General features: G+C 67.4%; 12 protein-coding genes. 5 read left to right on the top strand and 7 right to left on the bottom strand.

Annotation, left to right across the window (positions count from 1 at the left end):
• Window positions 1-44: 44 nt before the first annotated feature.
• Together NGK62_RS08365 and NGK62_RS08360 are read right to left on the bottom strand one after the other, a co-directional pair.
• Complete coding sequence (locus NGK62_RS08365) at window positions 45-1,166, bottom strand: anhydro-N-acetylmuramic acid kinase (protein WP_286012351.1); 1,122 nt, start codon at window positions 1,164-1,166, stop codon at window positions 45-47.
• A 75-nt stretch (window positions 1,167-1,241) separates the two neighbouring features.
• Window positions 1,242-2,651, bottom strand: a complete 1,410-nt coding sequence (locus NGK62_RS08360) for a M23 family metallopeptidase (RefSeq protein ID WP_059372880.1) — start codon at window positions 2,649-2,651, stop codon at window positions 1,242-1,244.
• Between the two features lie 255 nt (window positions 2,652-2,906).
• Here NGK62_RS08360 and tyrS point away from each other — a divergent pair, with 255 nt between their 5' ends.
• Together tyrS and NGK62_RS08350 are read left to right on the top strand one after the other, a co-directional pair.
• Window positions 2,907-4,136: a tyrosine--tRNA ligase gene (tyrS, locus tag NGK62_RS08355; RefSeq protein ID WP_251877997.1), complete on the top strand. Its 1,230-nt coding sequence runs from the start codon at window positions 2,907-2,909 to the stop codon at window positions 4,134-4,136.
• A gap of 72 nt (window positions 4,137-4,208) precedes the next feature.
• Complete coding sequence (locus tag NGK62_RS08350) at window positions 4,209-4,862, top strand: YbhB/YbcL family Raf kinase inhibitor-like protein (protein WP_059372885.1); 654 nt, start codon at window positions 4,209-4,211, stop codon at window positions 4,860-4,862.
• Window positions 4,863-4,917: 55 nt separating this feature from the next.
• Here the strand turns inward: NGK62_RS08350 and NGK62_RS08345 are convergent, their stop codons facing one another.
• Window positions 4,918-5,553: a LysE family translocator gene (locus NGK62_RS08345; RefSeq protein WP_118932555.1), complete on the bottom strand. Its 636-nt coding sequence runs from the start codon at window positions 5,551-5,553 to the stop codon at window positions 4,918-4,920.
• 205 nt (window positions 5,554-5,758) lie between these two features.
• On the opposite strand from NGK62_RS08345, the gene glyA reads away from it, so the two are divergent.
• Together glyA and nrdR are read left to right on the top strand one after the other, a co-directional pair.
• Window positions 5,759-7,009 (top strand): serine hydroxymethyltransferase, encoded by a 1,251-nt coding sequence (gene glyA / locus NGK62_RS08340; RefSeq protein WP_059372890.1) that lies wholly within the window; start codon window positions 5,759-5,761, stop codon window positions 7,007-7,009.
• A 207-nt stretch (window positions 7,010-7,216) separates the two neighbouring features.
• Window positions 7,217-7,696 carry a transcriptional regulator NrdR gene (nrdR, locus tag NGK62_RS08335; RefSeq protein ID WP_013391422.1) on the top strand — a complete coding sequence of 160 codons (480 nt, stop codon included), beginning with the start codon at window positions 7,217-7,219 and terminating at the stop codon, window positions 7,694-7,696.
• Window positions 7,697-7,745: 49 nt separating this feature from the next.
• Here nrdR and NGK62_RS08330 read toward each other — a convergent pair whose 3' ends face one another.
• Window positions 7,746-8,711 (bottom strand): GlxA family transcriptional regulator, encoded by a 966-nt coding sequence (locus NGK62_RS08330; RefSeq protein ID WP_251877995.1) that lies wholly within the window; start codon window positions 8,709-8,711, stop codon window positions 7,746-7,748.
• Between the two features lie 17 nt (window positions 8,712-8,728).
• Window positions 8,729-9,292 carry a cysteine hydrolase family protein gene (locus NGK62_RS08325; protein WP_118932557.1) on the bottom strand — a complete coding sequence of 188 codons (564 nt, stop codon included), beginning with the start codon at window positions 9,290-9,292 and terminating at the stop codon, window positions 8,729-8,731.
• Between the two features lie 178 nt (window positions 9,293-9,470).
• On the opposite strand from NGK62_RS08325, the gene ribD reads away from it, so the two are divergent.
• Window positions 9,471-10,622, top strand: coding sequence for a bifunctional diaminohydroxyphosphoribosylaminopyrimidine deaminase/5-amino-6-(5-phosphoribosylamino)uracil reductase RibD (ribD, locus tag NGK62_RS08320; protein WP_353506916.1), 1,152 nt, complete (start codon window positions 9,471-9,473; stop codon window positions 10,620-10,622).
• On the opposite strand, the gene NGK62_RS08315 is transcribed toward ribD, so the two are convergent.
• Together NGK62_RS08315 and NGK62_RS08310 are read right to left on the bottom strand one after the other, a co-directional pair.
• Complete coding sequence (locus NGK62_RS08315; protein ID WP_251877993.1) at window positions 10,619-13,099, bottom strand: hypothetical protein; 2,481 nt, start codon at window positions 13,097-13,099, stop codon at window positions 10,619-10,621. The genes ribD and NGK62_RS08315 overlap by 4 nt on opposite strands.
• Window positions 13,086-14,291, bottom strand: a complete 1,206-nt coding sequence (locus NGK62_RS08310) for a DUF3142 domain-containing protein (protein ID WP_251877991.1) — start codon at window positions 14,289-14,291, stop codon at window positions 13,086-13,088. The genes NGK62_RS08315 and NGK62_RS08310 overlap by 14 nt, the downstream gene beginning before the upstream one ends.
• Window positions 14,292-14,499 lie beyond the last annotated feature (208 nt).

Below are 14,499 nucleotides of genomic sequence, written 5' to 3'. Positions count from 1 at the left end.
GCCCTTCGGCGCGCCGAAGGGCTTTTTGCATGGGCGCGCGGCTTTCAGGCCGGATAGAGCGCGCCCAGGATGCGCGCGCCGCGCGCGCCGGTGACGGCCGGCAAGCCCGCAGGCCTGCGCTGCACGAAGGCCTGCGCCAGCCAGGCGAACGCCAGGGCCTCGACTTCTTGCGCCGGCACGCCCAGCGCATCGGTGGCGTGCACCGGCCGTTGCAGACAGTACGCCAGTTCGCGCATCAAGCCGGGATTGCGCGCGCCGCCGCCGCAGACGAAGACTTCCTGCGTGCCCGCCGCGGCCGCATCGACGGCATTGGCGACCGTGCGCGCCGTCAGGCGCTGCAGCGTGGCCTGCACGTCTTGCGGCGCAGGCTTGGGGCCGTCGAATGCGGCCAGGCGATCGTCCAGCCATTGCATGTTGAACAGGTCGCGCCCGGTGGATTTGGGTGGGGGCAGGGCGAACCAGGGTTCACTGGCCTGCAGTTGTTCCAGCAGCGGCGCCAGCACCTGGCCGGTCGCCGCCCAGCGGCCGTCGGCGTCATAAGGCCGGCCCAGGTGGCGCTGACACCAGCCGTCCAGCAGAACATTGGCGGGCCCCGTATCGAAGCCGCGGGGCGCATGCCCCGGTTCCAGCAGGGTCACGTTGGCGATACCGCCCAGGTTGAGGACGGCGCGGCCTTGCGGCGAGCCGAAAATGGCGGCATGGAAGGGCGGCACCAGCGGCGCACCCTGGCCGCCCGCGGCCACGTCGCGGCTGCGGAAATCCGCCACCACGTCGATGCCAGTCAGTTCCGCCAGCAAGGCGGGGGCGTTGAGCTGCACGGTGTAGCCCAGGTCGGGCCGGTGCCGGACCGTCTGGCCGTGGGCGCCGATGGCGGTCACGTCGTCGGCCGCGACGCCGGCTTGCTGCAACAGGGCCGCCACGGTCTGGGCATACAGGCGGGCGAGGGCGTTGGCGGCCAGCGCTGCGCGGGCCAGCTCGTCGTCGCCGGATTGGTTCAGGGCCAGCAGTTCGCGCCGCAGGTCCGCCGGCATGGGCAGGCTGGCGCTGGCGAGCACGGCCGGCGCCTGGCCGTCGGCCAGGCGCACCAGCACGCCGTCCGCGCCGTCCACGCTGGTACCCGACATCAGTCCGATATAGAGCTGTGCGTTAGTGGTGGATGGATTCACGAGGAGCCTCGAAAAAAAAAAGCGGCCGCGCAGCTGAAAGTGCGGGGCCGCCTTGGACGGGACGTTGGACCGGCTTTAGCGGCTGGCCACGTTGGTCAGCGCGTCGGGCAGAGTCTGTTGGAACTCGGTCAGCAGCTGGATCTGCGCCTTGTACGGTCCCACGGCCTGATTGAAGGCGCGGACTTCGGCGGGTTCCAGGCTGCGGGCGACCGGCAGGTCCACCGACAGCGGATCGATCGGCTGGTTGTCCACGCGGAATTCGTAGTGCAGGTGCGGGCCGGTGGCCCAGCCGGTGGCGCCGACATAGCCCAGCAACTGGCCCTGCGAGATCTTCGAACCCTTGGTGATGCCTTCGGCGATGCGGCTCTGGTGGGCGTACAGCGTCGAATACTTGCCGTGGTGCTTGACGATGACGACGTTGCCGTAGCCGTTCTGCCAGCCGGAGAATTCCACGGTGCCGTCGGCGGTGGAATGGATCGGCGTGCCCGAAGGCGCCGCGTAGTCCACGCCCTTGTGTCCCGTCCAGGTCTTGTGGATGGGGTGCATGCGCATGCCGAAGGTGGAGCTGATGCGGCTGAACTTCAGGGCGGTGCGCAGGAACGCGCCGCGCAGGCTGGTGCCGTCGAAGTCGTAGTACGAACCGCTCTTTTCGTCGGGGCTGAACCAGACGGCGTTGTAGGTCTTGTCGCCGTTGATGAATTCCAGCGCCAGCACGCGGCCGGCGCCCGCGTAGCGGCCGTCGTGCGAACGCACTTCGTAGACCACGCGGAATTTATCGCCCTGGCGCAGGTCGCGCAGGAAGTCGATCTTGGCGCTGAGGATGTCGGCCATCTGCATGGTGACCGAGTCCGGGATGCCGGCAGCGTCGGTGGCGCCGAACAGCGACGAACGGATCGTGCCCACGGCGACGCGGGTCTGGCGTTCGGTGCTTTCGGTGATTTCCTCGGCCTTGTAGCTGTCGCCCGCGGGCGCGACGTGCAGCATGCGCGTCACGACCTGGCCATCCGTCTCGTTGCCAGGGGTGTGGATGTAACGCAGCCAGATCAGGTTGCCGGCTTCGTCCGTCGCGGCCTGCACGGAGCGGCCGGGGTACAGCTTGTAGATGCTGCGGGCGCTGGCTTCGTGCGTCAGGAAGGTCTGCAGGCTGGGCGCGTCGAGTTCCAGGCGTTGCAGCACGGCGGCCAGCGTGTCGCCGGCACGGATCCGGGTTTCGCTGATGTAGGGGGCGGCGCTGGGGGTGCTGACTTCGACTTGCTCGGCGCTTAGCGGCAGGACGCTGCTGATGATGCGCGAAGGGGGGAGTTCGGTGCGGTCGGGTTGCTGCACCATGCCCAGGGCGGCGGCGCCAGCGAAGAGACCAATTGCGGTGACGAGAAGCGTGCGGCGGAAAAGTCCCGAGCGCTGAGGCTTGGGCTTGACGGGCGCAAACACGGCAGCAACTTTGCGTTTGATGCTACTCGCCAGTTCGTGGAGGCCACGATTCATCGTGAAGATACCCTCTCAGGTGGCTTGAGCTCGCAGGGTGCGTGACACGAACGGCCCTCGCGCGCACATTTCGGGGCAAGGGCTGGCGCGGGGCGCATCTTGTGAACAGCGGGGTGTAAACCGGACCACAACTGCGTATATATGGCAATTGCGTATGATTAGGGCGGTATCCTAGCTGATTCGGCTAGAATTTTCGATAGTTTTCGTCACTTTTTACACCTTTTTATCGGCTGAAGCCGAGTTGGTCCCCCTGCCATGTCACCCTCAGAAGCCCCGATTACCCCCGAAGTCGAAGCAGATCTGCGTATAGCGAAGCGCGGCTGCGATGAGTTGCTGGTCGAGTCCGAATTCGCCCGCAAGCTTGCCAGGAGCCGCGCCACGGGCGTGCCCCTGCGCATCAAATTGGGGCTGGATCCGACCGCGCCGGACATCCACCTGGGCCACACGGTGGTGCTGAACAAGATGCGCCAGCTGCAGGACATGGGCCACAACGTCATCTTCCTGATCGGCGACTTCACCTCCACCATCGGCGATCCCAGCGGCCGCAACAACACCCGCCCGCCGCTCACGCGCGAGCAGATCGAGGCCAACGCCAAGACCTACTACGCGCAAGCCAGCCTGGTGCTGGATCCGGCCCGCACCGAGATCCGCTACAACTCCGAATGGTGCGATCCGCTGGGCGCGCGCGGCATGATCCAGCTCGCGTCGCGCTACACGGTCGCGCGCATGATGGAGCGCGAGGATTTCACCAAGCGCTTCAACGGCGGCATCCCGATCTCGGTGCATGAATTCCTGTATCCGCTGATGCAGGGCTACGACTCGGTGGCGCTGAAGTCCGATCTGGAGCTGGGGGGCACCGATCAGAAGTTCAACCTGCTGGTTGGACGCGATCTGCAGAAGGAGTATGGCCAGGAGCCGCAGTGCATCTTGACGATGCCGCTGCTGGTCGGGACGGATGGCGTAGAGAAGATGTCCAAGTCCAAGGGCAACTACATCGGCATTTCGGAGTCGCCCGATTCGATGTTCGGCAAGCTCATGTCGATTTCCGACACGCTGATGTGGCGCTACTTCGAGCTGCTGTCGTTCCGCTCGCTGGAAGACATCGCCGCGCTCAAGCAGGAGATCGACGGCGGCCGCAATCCGCGCGACGCCAAGGTCATGCTGGCCCAGGAAATCATCGCGCGCTTCCATTCCGCCAAGGCCGCGGACGAAGCGCTGGCTTCGTTCGAAGCCCGGTTCCGCGACGGCGCCATCCCCGACGACATTCCCGAAGTGAACATTGGCGGCGCGCCGGTGGGCATTCTCAAGCTGCTGCGCGAGGCCGGCCTGGTGGCTTCCGGCTCGGAAGCGCAGCGCAACGTGGAGCAGGGCGGCGTGCGCGTCAACGGCGATCGCGTGGAAGACAAATCGTTGCAATTGCCGGCGGGGACTTACGTCGTTCAGGTGGGCAAGCGCAAATTTGCGCGTGTTAACTTGAACCCATGATTGCGAAGTTTTGATACGCTGAGGGTACAGACAGGGGCAGTGGGGCCTTTGCGGCACATCAAGGAGCACGACATGAAACTTTCGAGTTTGTCCTTTTCCGATAACGAGTCGATTCCCGAACGCTATGCCTTCGGCAGGATCGATGCGCAATCGCACGTCGCGCTGGCAGACAACTTCAACCCGCAGTTTTCCTGGGACGAAGTTCCGGCGGGCACGCAGTCGTTTGCCTTGATCTGCCATGACCCCGATGTGCCCTCCGAGCCCGACGACGTCAACCAGGAAGGCCGCGAGGTGCCGGCCAGCCTGCCCCGCGTGGACTTCTTCCACTGGGTGCTGGTCGATCTGCCGGCCGATCTGCGCGACATCGAGGAAGGCACCTTCTCCAGCGGCATCACGCCGCGCGGCAAGGGCGGCCCGTTGGCGCCGATGGATGCGCGCCAGGGCATCAACTCGTACTCGTCCTGGTTCGCCAACGACCACGACATGAGCGGCGACTACTTCGGCTATGACGGTCCGTGCCCGCCCTGGAACGACGCCATCCCGCACCGCTACGTCTTCACCCTGTATGCGCTGGATGTGCCCACGCTGAACCTGCAGGGCTCCTTCACCGGCGAGGACGCGCTGCGCGCGATCCAGAAGCATGTGCTGGCGCAGGCGTCGCTGACCGGCACGTATACGCTCAATCCGAAACTGGCTCCCAAGCAGATCGGCGCCACCTCGGCCTGATCCGCCGCGCCGCCGAAAGGCCGCAGTCTTGCGACTGCGGCCTTTTTCTATTTCCTCAGCCCATTGCGCGCTTGAGCCGCAGCAGCGCCAATCCAAAAGTGATGAAGATGGCGCCGACCAGGCGGTTGATCCAGGTGACGATGCGGGGCTGGCGCAGCAGGCGCCGGGCGCGGTGAGCCAAGGTGCCGTAGGCCAGCAGCGACACCAGCGACATGCCCGTGAAGATGCCCGTCAGGATGAAGAACTGCGGCAGCAACGGCTCGGCGGCGTTAAGAAACTGGGGGAACAGCGCCGTGAAGAACAGGATGGGCTTGGGGTTCAGCGTGGCAACGAGCGCGGCTTCCGAATAGAGCCGGCCGGCGCTGCGCGGCGCCGGCGCGGAGGCGTCAGCGGGCGGTGCGATGGTCGAGCGGCCCAGCAGGTGGCGCAGGCCGAGGTAGAGCAGGTACGCCGCGCCAGCCAGCTTGAGCAGTGTGAACAGCATGGCGGACGATTGCAGCACCACGCCCAGTCCCAGCATGGCGGCGGCCGACAGCAGGAACAGTCCGGTGACGTTGCCCAGGGTGGACGGAAGGACGGCCCGCAGCCCGCCCGCCGCGCCGTTGCGGATGGCCAGCATGGTAGCCGGGCCGGGGCTGACGACGCTGACCGCAGCTACTAATGAGTAGGTTATGAGTGTGGCGCTTTGCATGAAAGTTTCTCAAGTCGGATTGAGGCGGCTTTTCCGGCCGCGGAGGATGGCGTGGTTTTCGCGCCCATGCCGGGAATTTTGCCCGGGTTCCCTGCATTTTGGGCGCATTTGATCCTGCCCGACGGGGTAAACTATCCGTCATTCTCCGGGTTTACCCACCCGGGCGCAGTTTTCTCCTCTCTTACCGCCTCAGGAACCCCCCGTCATGTTTGACCGCAACCTCACCTTGTCCAAGGCTGACCCGGACGTTTGGGCCGCCATCCAGAAGGAAGACGTCCGCCAGGAACAGCACATCGAGCTGATCGCCTCGGAGAACTACGCCAGCCCGGCCGTCATGGAAGCCCAGGGTACGCAGCTCACCAACAAGTACGCCGAAGGCTACCCGGGCAAGCGCTACTACGGCGGTTGCGAATACGTGGACGTGGTCGAGCAGCTGGCCATCGACCGCCTGAAGCAGATCTTCGGCGCCGAAGCCGCCAACGTGCAGCCCAACTCGGGTTCGCAAGCCAACCAGGGCGTGTACATGGCCGTCCTGAAGCCGGGCGATACCGTGCTGGGCATGAGCCTGGCCGAAGGCGGCCACCTGACGCACGGCGCGTCGGTCAACGCTTCGGGCAAGCTGTACAACTTCATCTCCTACGGCCTGGACGAAAACGAAGTCCTGAACTATGACCAGGTCGAGCAACTGGCCAAGGAGCACAAGCCCAAGCTGATCGTGGCTGGCGCCTCCGCCTATGCCCTGCATATCGACTTCGAGCGCATGGCCCGCATCGCCCGTGAAAACGGCGCGCTGTTCATGGTCGACATCGCCCACTACGCCGGCCTGGTCGCCGGCGGCGCCTACCCCAACCCGGTGCCGCACGCCGACTTCGTCACCTCGACCACGCACAAGTCGCTGCGCGGCCCGCGCGGCGGCGTCATCATGATGAAGGCCGAGCACGAGAAGATCATCAACTCGGCAATCTTCCCCGGCATCCAGGGCGGTCCGCTGATGCACGTCATCGCCGGCAAGGCGGTGGCTTTCAAGGAAGCGCTGGAGCCCGCCTTCAAGGACTACGCGCAGCAAGTGGTCAAGAACGCCAAGGTGCTGGCCGACACGCTGGTCAAGCGCGGCCTGCGCATCGTTTCCGGCCGCACCGAAAGCCACGTCATGCTGGTGGACCTGCGCTCCAAGGGCATCACGGGCAAGGAAGCGGAAGCCGTGCTGGGCCAGGCCCACATCACGGTCAACAAGAACGCCATCCCGAACGATCCGGAAAAGCCCTTCGTGACCAGCGGCATCCGCCTGGGCACGCCGGCCATGACCACGCGCGGCTTCACCGAAGCGGAAGCCGAGCTGACCGCCAACCTGATCGCCGACGTGCTGGATAACCCGCGCGACGAAGCCAACATCGCCGCCGTGCGTGCCCGTGTCAACGAACTGACCTCGCGCCTGCCGGTCTACGGCAAGAAGTAAGCGAGCATCCCTGCGGCGGGCTGTGGCCCGGCCGCAGCGGTCTACCAGGGACGGCCCCGCAAGGCGCCGTCCCTTTGTTTTCAGGCGGCCGGCGCCGTCCTGGTAAAAAATACGGGGGCGGATTAGCCCGTATTGGCGCTGGCGGCTGGACGCCTCGTTACAATATGCTCAAATATTGCCCCCCCTCAGTGCCTTTAGGGATCACACATGCGGTGTCCATTTTGCGGCAATGCCGAAACGCAGGTCGTAGACAGCCGGGTCTCCGAAGAAGGCGACGCCATACGCCGTCGCCGTCGCTGCCTGTCCTGTGACAAGCGCTTCACCACTTATGAGCGGGTGGAGCTGGCCATGCCCTCCATCGTCAAGCGCAACGGCAGCCGCAGCGACTACGATCCCGGCAAGCTGCGCGCCAGCCTGAGCCTGGCGCTGCGCAAGCGCCCCGTCAGCACGGAAGATGTGGACGCCGCGGTCGCGCGCATCGAAGAACAGTTGCTGGCCAGCGGACTGCGTGAAGTGCCCAGCGAACACATCGGTGAGCTCGTCATGAACGAACTGCGCAAGCTCGACAAGGTCGCGTACGTGCGCTTCGCTTCGGTCTACAAGAGTTTCGAGGACATCGGCGAATTCGTCGAAGCCATCCGCGAGATGCAGGGGCCGCTGTTGCCGGGCAAGCTGCGCAAGGACTAGCAGGGCTGCGGTTCAGCCGATGCTGGAAAATGACGGCGCTGCGGCGCCGTCATTGCATGGTGGGAGCCGCACGCGCCAGGCTGGGCGTCAGCGGCTGGAACTTGCGCCACACGCGGCGCATGTGCTGCGCCGAGCCGAATCCCGACTTTTCCGCCACGCGCTCCAGGTCCAGCCGGGTATCGCGCAGCAGGTCGCGCGCCAGCGCCACGCGTATCTGATACAGGTAGTCCATCGGCGTGCAGCCCGCGTGTTCGCGGAACAGCCGCGTCAGATGGCGCGCGCTGGTGTGCGCCTGGTCCGCCAGCGATTGGGCCGACCAGGGCGCTGCCGGATCGCGGATGACCGCGTCCTGCACCCGGTGCACGCCCGGATGCATGTGGCTGCGATGGTCCAGCCAGGGCGACAGCGTGGAATCCGTGCCGGCGCGCCGCTGGTAGACCACCATGTCGCGCGCCGTTTCGCTGGCCACGCGCGGCCCGCAATGGCGCGACACCATGTGCAGCGCCAGGTCGATGCCGGCCGTGATGCCGGCGCTGCTGACCAGCTTGCCGTCCTCGACGAAGATGCGGTTGTCATGCAGCCGCGCGCTCGGGTCGATGCTGGCCAGCTGTTCCAGGCAGGTGTGGTGGGTGGTGCAGTCGCGCTGCCGCGTCAGGCCGGCGGCGGCGGCGAACAGGGCGCCGGCGCATACCGTCATCAGCGTGAAGCCGTCCGCGGGATGGCGGACGGCCAGCCAGTCGATGATGGCGCGCGAGTCGGGGTCGTCCAGGCGCGTGGGTTTGCCCACCACGCCTGAAATGATGACCAGGGCCTCGGGCGGCAGACTGGCCGGCAGGGCCTGGATATGCGCCAGGTGCAGGCCGGGCAGGCCGCTTTCGACCTCCCGGGACGGGCCGCAGAAATGCTGTTCAAAGGCGCTCGGAACCAGCTTGTTGGCCACGCGGAAGGCCTCCGCGGGGCCTGCCACGTCCAGCAGCACCACGCCCCGCGTCAGCACGAAATACACCGGAACCATGCGGCCCCCCGCCAGTGTCAGGCCGCCAGCGCGTCGGCCGCGCGCGCGATGCGGGCAAAACGCCCTTGCAGCACCAGTTCGGTCCGGTCGCGGATCTCGGCCGGCGTGTAGTGCTGGCCGGACGGGCTCTGCATGGCGAAGGTCAGGGTGGCGTCGGTGGGGAACACCACCTTGTAGCCGGCGTCGCTGGCATGGCGCGAAGTGGTTTCGCAGCACTGTTCAGTACGGATGCCGCTGACGATGATGCCTTCGATGCCGTGCTTCACCAGCCAGTCCTGCAGGCTGGCGCCGTCCGCGTCCTTGGCATAGAGCGAGGAATGCACGGTCTTGTGGAACACGGCGGTGGGGGCGATGCGCAGTTCCTTGAGCGTCTTGACGTGGCCGGAGGCCATCGAGAAGGGGTTGGCAGGGTCGTTCGATACGCTGGTGTGGAATACCTGCAGCACCGGAATGTCGCGGGCCTGGGCCGCGTCGATCAGGGACTGGATCTGCTCCACGAACGCCGGATACTCGGCTTCATCCCAAAACGGACGTTGCCGGAAAGAGTCTTGTACGTCGATGACGATCAGTGCTTGTTTCATGAGCCGCGCTCCTGGAGGGCAAATTGTAGGGGTGTGCAGCTATTTTTACTGCAATCCGGTGCGGCGGCGAGCGCGGCGAAAGACCGCCATCGGCCTAAAACGGACATTGGTTGCCGATGCCCCGTGGAGCCGCTGCCAAACCGCCTGCCCGCCCGGCGGCGGACATACAATCCTGGTCATGATGATTCCCAGCGACAACGACGACATTTTCTGGATGCGGCGCGCCCTGGCGCTGGCGCAGACCGTCATGTACACCACCGCGCCCAACCCCCGGGTTGGCTGCGTGATCGTGCGCGACGGCCGCGTGCTGGGTGAAGGCGCCACGCAGCCGCCGGGCGGTCCGCACGCGGAAGTCTGCGCCTTGCGCGACGTCCAGGCGCGCGGCGAATCGGTGGAAGGCGCCACGCTTTACGTCACCCTGGAACCCTGCAGCCATTTCGGCCGTACGCCGCCCTGCGTGGACGCCGTGCTCGCGGCCAGGCCGGCGCGGGTGGTGGTGGCCCTGGGCGATCCCAATCCGCTGGTCAACGGCCAGGGGCTGGCGCGTCTGCGCGATGCCGGCATCGCGGTGACCACTGGCGTCTGCCGTGGCGAGGCGCTGGCGATCAATGCGGGTTTCATCTCGCGCATGAGCCGCGGCCTGCCGTGGGTGTGGATGAAGATGGCCGCTTCGCTGGACGGGCGCAGCGCGCTGCATAACGGCGTCTCGCAATGGATCACCGGGCCCGAGGCCCGCGCCGACGGACACCGCTGGCGCGCCCGCGCCTGCGTGGTGCTGACCGGCATGGGTACCGTGCTGAAAGACGATCCGCAGCTCAATGTCAGAGGCGTGGACACACCCCGCCAGCCGCGCAAGGCCGTGGTGGACGGCCGTTTTGAAATCCCCGAGGACGCACGGCTGTTCGATGGCGCCGAGGTCATCATCTTCACGGCCCGTGTAGATGCCGCCAAGGCGGCGCGACTGCAGGCCAGGAACGCCCGCGTGGTGCTGCTGCCGGGCGAGGAGCCCGGTCGGGTCGACCTGCCGGCAATGATGCGCTGGCTGGCCCAGGAACAGTTCAACGAGGTCCACGTGGAAGCCGGCGCAGGCCTGAGCGGCGCGCTGGTCGCCGCGGGTTGCGTGGATGAGTTGCTGCTGTACCTGGCGCCGGTGCTGCTGGGCGACGCCGCCGGCATGGTCCGCCTGCCCATGCTGGAGCACCTGGACGGCGCCAGGCGCTATGAATTCATCGAGACCGCCCCGGTGGGCGCGGATCTGCGCGTGCGCGCCCGGGTGGCCGACACCTGGAATCAGCTGACGCGGCGCGTGGAGCTCCCTGAGTTGTCTTAGAGGCGGCGGCGCCCTGTACGCGCCGCGGTGTAGCGCCAGGCCAGGATCGCAGCGGCGCCGCCGGCCAGGGCCAGCAACGCGGCCGCCAGCAGCAGGCCGGGATGGTCGCGGCGCAGGCGTTCCCACGATTTTCCAGCCTGCGTGTAATGGAACCAGGCAGCCGCCTGGAAATCGGGCGCGGCGCATTCGCGGCCGAAAGAGCCGCTGAACGGGACCCGTGCGCCGTGTTCTATATAGCGGCGGTAGATCGTGGCGGCCAGTTCCGGGGAATCGTCGATGACGTAGCGGGCGCCCTGGCACAGCACGGCGGCGTAGGCCTGCGAGCGGCGCGGCAGCTCGTCGGACGCGCGCAGCGCATGATTGGCCGCGATCTCGCGGTAGTGGAAGCGGGTGTAGGGCTGCGCTTCGCTGGCGGCATAGCGGCGGCGTTCCTCTTCGGTGACGAACGGACCCGGCAGCGCGGCCGCGGCCCGCAGCGCCGGCGTCTCGGGCGTGCCGGGATCGCCGTCATACGCCTTCCAGCCTGGGACCGCGCTGCGCCCCGCGCCATAGCTCGTGCTGCCGCCATAGACTGCGAAATCCGGCTCCTGCTCGAAACCCATGATTTCCATCCCGTCGCGCCGCGCCAGCCGCGAAGCCTCGTACCAGGCTTGTGCCCGTGCGGTGCGGCCCCAGGCGCTGCCGGCACGGCGCAAGGCCGCGCCATACTCCGCGGCGAGCCGGCGGGTTTCCTGCAGCCGCACTTCCAACTTGCCGTGGGTGTTTTCCAGTGTGGCGTAGCGGGCGTCCGAATCGGCCGGGAAGTAGGGCAGCGCCTGCTCGATCGAACCTTCGCGCACCATCCGGCGCGCCAGCAGCAGGCGCAGGCGATCGGAGGCGGTGACGGGGTGTTGTCTTGTCCAGTCGTAGAAATTCTGCGGGTCGCGCGGCGCGGACCCCGCCGGCGTCGATGTGGCGGGCGCGTGCCGGTCCACATAGGCTTTGAGTTCGGCGGTCGTCAGCACGCGCTCGGCGACGTAGGCCGCATCATTCCAGTACGGGGTGGACAGCCAGAAGCCCTCGGCCGGGTTGGCCGGATCGTCCTTCACGGTGGCGTGCAGCAGTTGATCCAGCGCCTCGACGTATTGGCCGCGCGACAGCGTCAACACGCCTTGCTCGCCCAGCAGGCGCGCCGCGCCGACAGCTTCCAGGCTGCCGTCGGCGCGCGGAAACGCGCGTGCCGCCTGCGCATAGGCCCGGGCTGCCGCCAACGTGTCGCCTTGCCGCAGCGCCAGCTTGGCGCGCACCCACCAGGCCAAGGCCGTGTCCAGCCGCGCTGCCAGCGTTTGCGCCAGCTCGTAGCGGCCGATGCGGTAGGCCAGCGCGGCCACGCGGTCGGCATCCGGCACCTGCTTCAGATCCTGGCTTTCCAATGCCGCAACCAGCGATTGCAGCGCCGGATTCGGCGTGACGTCGTGCCCTTGCGCCGCGTCGGCCAACCCCACCTGGCCCGTCGTGTCGTAGGCGGCGTAGGGATCGCTGGCGCTGTCCGGCCTGCCATCCACGATGTCGCCGACCCTGGCCAGCGCGTACGCCACCAACAGGCGCTGCGCGACAGGATCGTCGATCAGGCGGCGCGTGCGCGCCGGATCTTCCAAGGCCCATTCGGCCAGCATGCGCAGCGACGCATTGCCGCTCGCGGAGTCGCGCGCGGCCTGTTCGGCATAGAGGCGCAGCGCATGCTTCAGCGAGGCCGCGGGAATGGCGTCCATGCAAGGCTCGGCGTTGACCAGCTCCATATAGCTGCATTGTCCTTGCGGCCCGGCGAGGAACAGGCGCGCCTCCTGGCCGTAACTGGCCACGGCCAAGCCCAGCGGGTCCGGCGCGCCGTCGCGCGCCAGCTGTCGCACGCGGCCATAGGCTTGCGCCGCGGCCTGCCGCTGCGCCTCGGCGTCTTCAGAGGCCGATTCTGCCTCGTCCCCGATTTCCGCCAGCATATAGGCGGCCCAGACGCTGCGCGCCGCCGCTTGCTGCGGCGGCAGTTGGAGGATGGCGCGGTAGCGGGCGCGCGCCTGCTCCAGCAGGCGGTGGGTATCCGGCGCTTCGCGGGCGGCATGCGTGTCAACCGCGGCTGCGGTGTAAAGACGTACCGCTGCCGGCAAATCGGCGCCCAGCGCATAGGCCCGGTCGCCGTCGGCCTGCGCGCGCATGGCGCGGGCGCTGGCCCGCTGCGCCGGCGTGAGCGCGGGATCGCGGTCTTCCGGCAGGGCGTTCTGCTGGTAGCTGCCGTCCGGCAATTCATAGGCTTCGCGGGCCCGCAGCGCATCGCTGGCGTCCACCAGGCGCGCGGTTTCATAGCCGAAAGCGTTGGCCGGCGTCGCGCGCAGCGTGGCCGCGCGGTCGTCGAGCAGTTGGGCGGGAAACTCCGGCCCGCAGGCGATGACGATGCCGCCGCCCATCAGAAGCAGCAGCGCCGCAAGCGATTTACGGTTGTACATGGAAGCTCGTGGGCCCGTTTTCACAGCGTATCCAGCCTATGTTGCGTTGGCCGCCTGCATGCAGCAGGCCATTCTGGGAGCGGCGCAGGAAGGCGCCGCCGGAATCATGTTCGAGGGTGTAGCCATTGATGCCGTCGGCCGCGCGGCAAGCGCCTTCCCAGCGGATCACGAAGGGTAGGGCCGCGTCGGCGTTGCCGCTGTTGGCAAGTATCAGGTCCTGCGCGCCGCTGCCGCCGGCCGCGCGCGCCGTGACGGACAGCGCCGGCGCCAGGGGCTGGCGCGTCATCACGGCGCGCCAGGTGGCCAGGCTCCAGGCGCGTTCGTCGCGCGCGGTGGGCAGGCGGAACCAGACGATCCCCGCCAATCCGCGCGGACGGGAGCGGTGGATCTCATCGATGAAGGCCGCCATGGCCGCCGGCGTGGCCACCAGTTCGCTGGCGCGGCCGCCTGGCAGCAGGGCGGGGCGCTCGCTTTCGACCGCCGCGATGCTGCCGTCGTCGTTCCAGCTTACGCGGCTGCCATAGGTGGCCAGCGCCACGCGCCACGGCCGCCGGGTGCGATCCGCGAAAGCCGCCAGCCAGGCGCTTGCGCGCTTGGCATTGAACAGCCCCTGTTCGGGACTCAGCACGGCGTGGACTTGCAACACGGCTTCATCGGGAATCCGTAGCAGCGCGTCGAGCCCGGACCCGCCAAGCCAGGTCGGCAGCGCGGTTATCGACAAAGGCAGGTCCGGTCCCAGGCCATGCTTCAAGGTCTCCAGAAAAGCCGCGTAGGCAGGCAATTTGGAGGTGGCGCAGTCGTAATCGATTTCGATGCCGGCCAAGACGATGCCCGCGCTTTCCCATGCGGGACGCGCGGCCCTGATCCGCGCAAGCACGTCCGCCGCCGGCAGCGCATCGGCGCGGCCGTCCAGGCGGAAAACCATGACGACGGGACGCCTGGCCGCAGCCAGTGCGGCCAGATCGGGCGCAGCAGTGAACCATCTGCCATCCGGGTTCATTTCCGCCATCAGCACGCGCCATGCCCGCACCACGTCGGCGCTCTCGGCCAGCGCCTGGCTGACGGGCGGCGTCCAGACGCGTTGCCAGACATAGGCGTCACCCGGCAGATCCGTCTGCTTGCCGCAAGCGGCCAGAAGCAGCAGCGAGACGCTGCAAAGCGCTGCGCAACAGCGTTTGGCGAGGGCTTTCATGCGGCTGGCCAGGATTGGAAAGGCATGACGCGGCGACGACGACGGGTGGTGGAAGCATGCGCGCCAGATGCGCGGCGCGTTGCGAATGCGTGATTCTATCGCCGCCGCAAGGGGTATTAGCACTCTGCGCTTGCGGCTGCCAATCGCGCAGGCGTCGGTAATCCGCGGCCGGCAGGCAATCGCGATGCGCTGGCGCCATTGATATGTC

Origin of the sequence: Achromobacter sp. Marseille-Q4954 (assembly GCF_943737025.1) — a bacterium.
GTDB lineage: Bacteria > Pseudomonadota > Gammaproteobacteria > Burkholderiales > Burkholderiaceae_B > Achromobacter > Achromobacter bronchisepticus_A.
The sequence above is the reverse complement of the archived record's forward strand: the minus strand, read 5'-3'. Positions and strand labels throughout refer to the sequence as shown.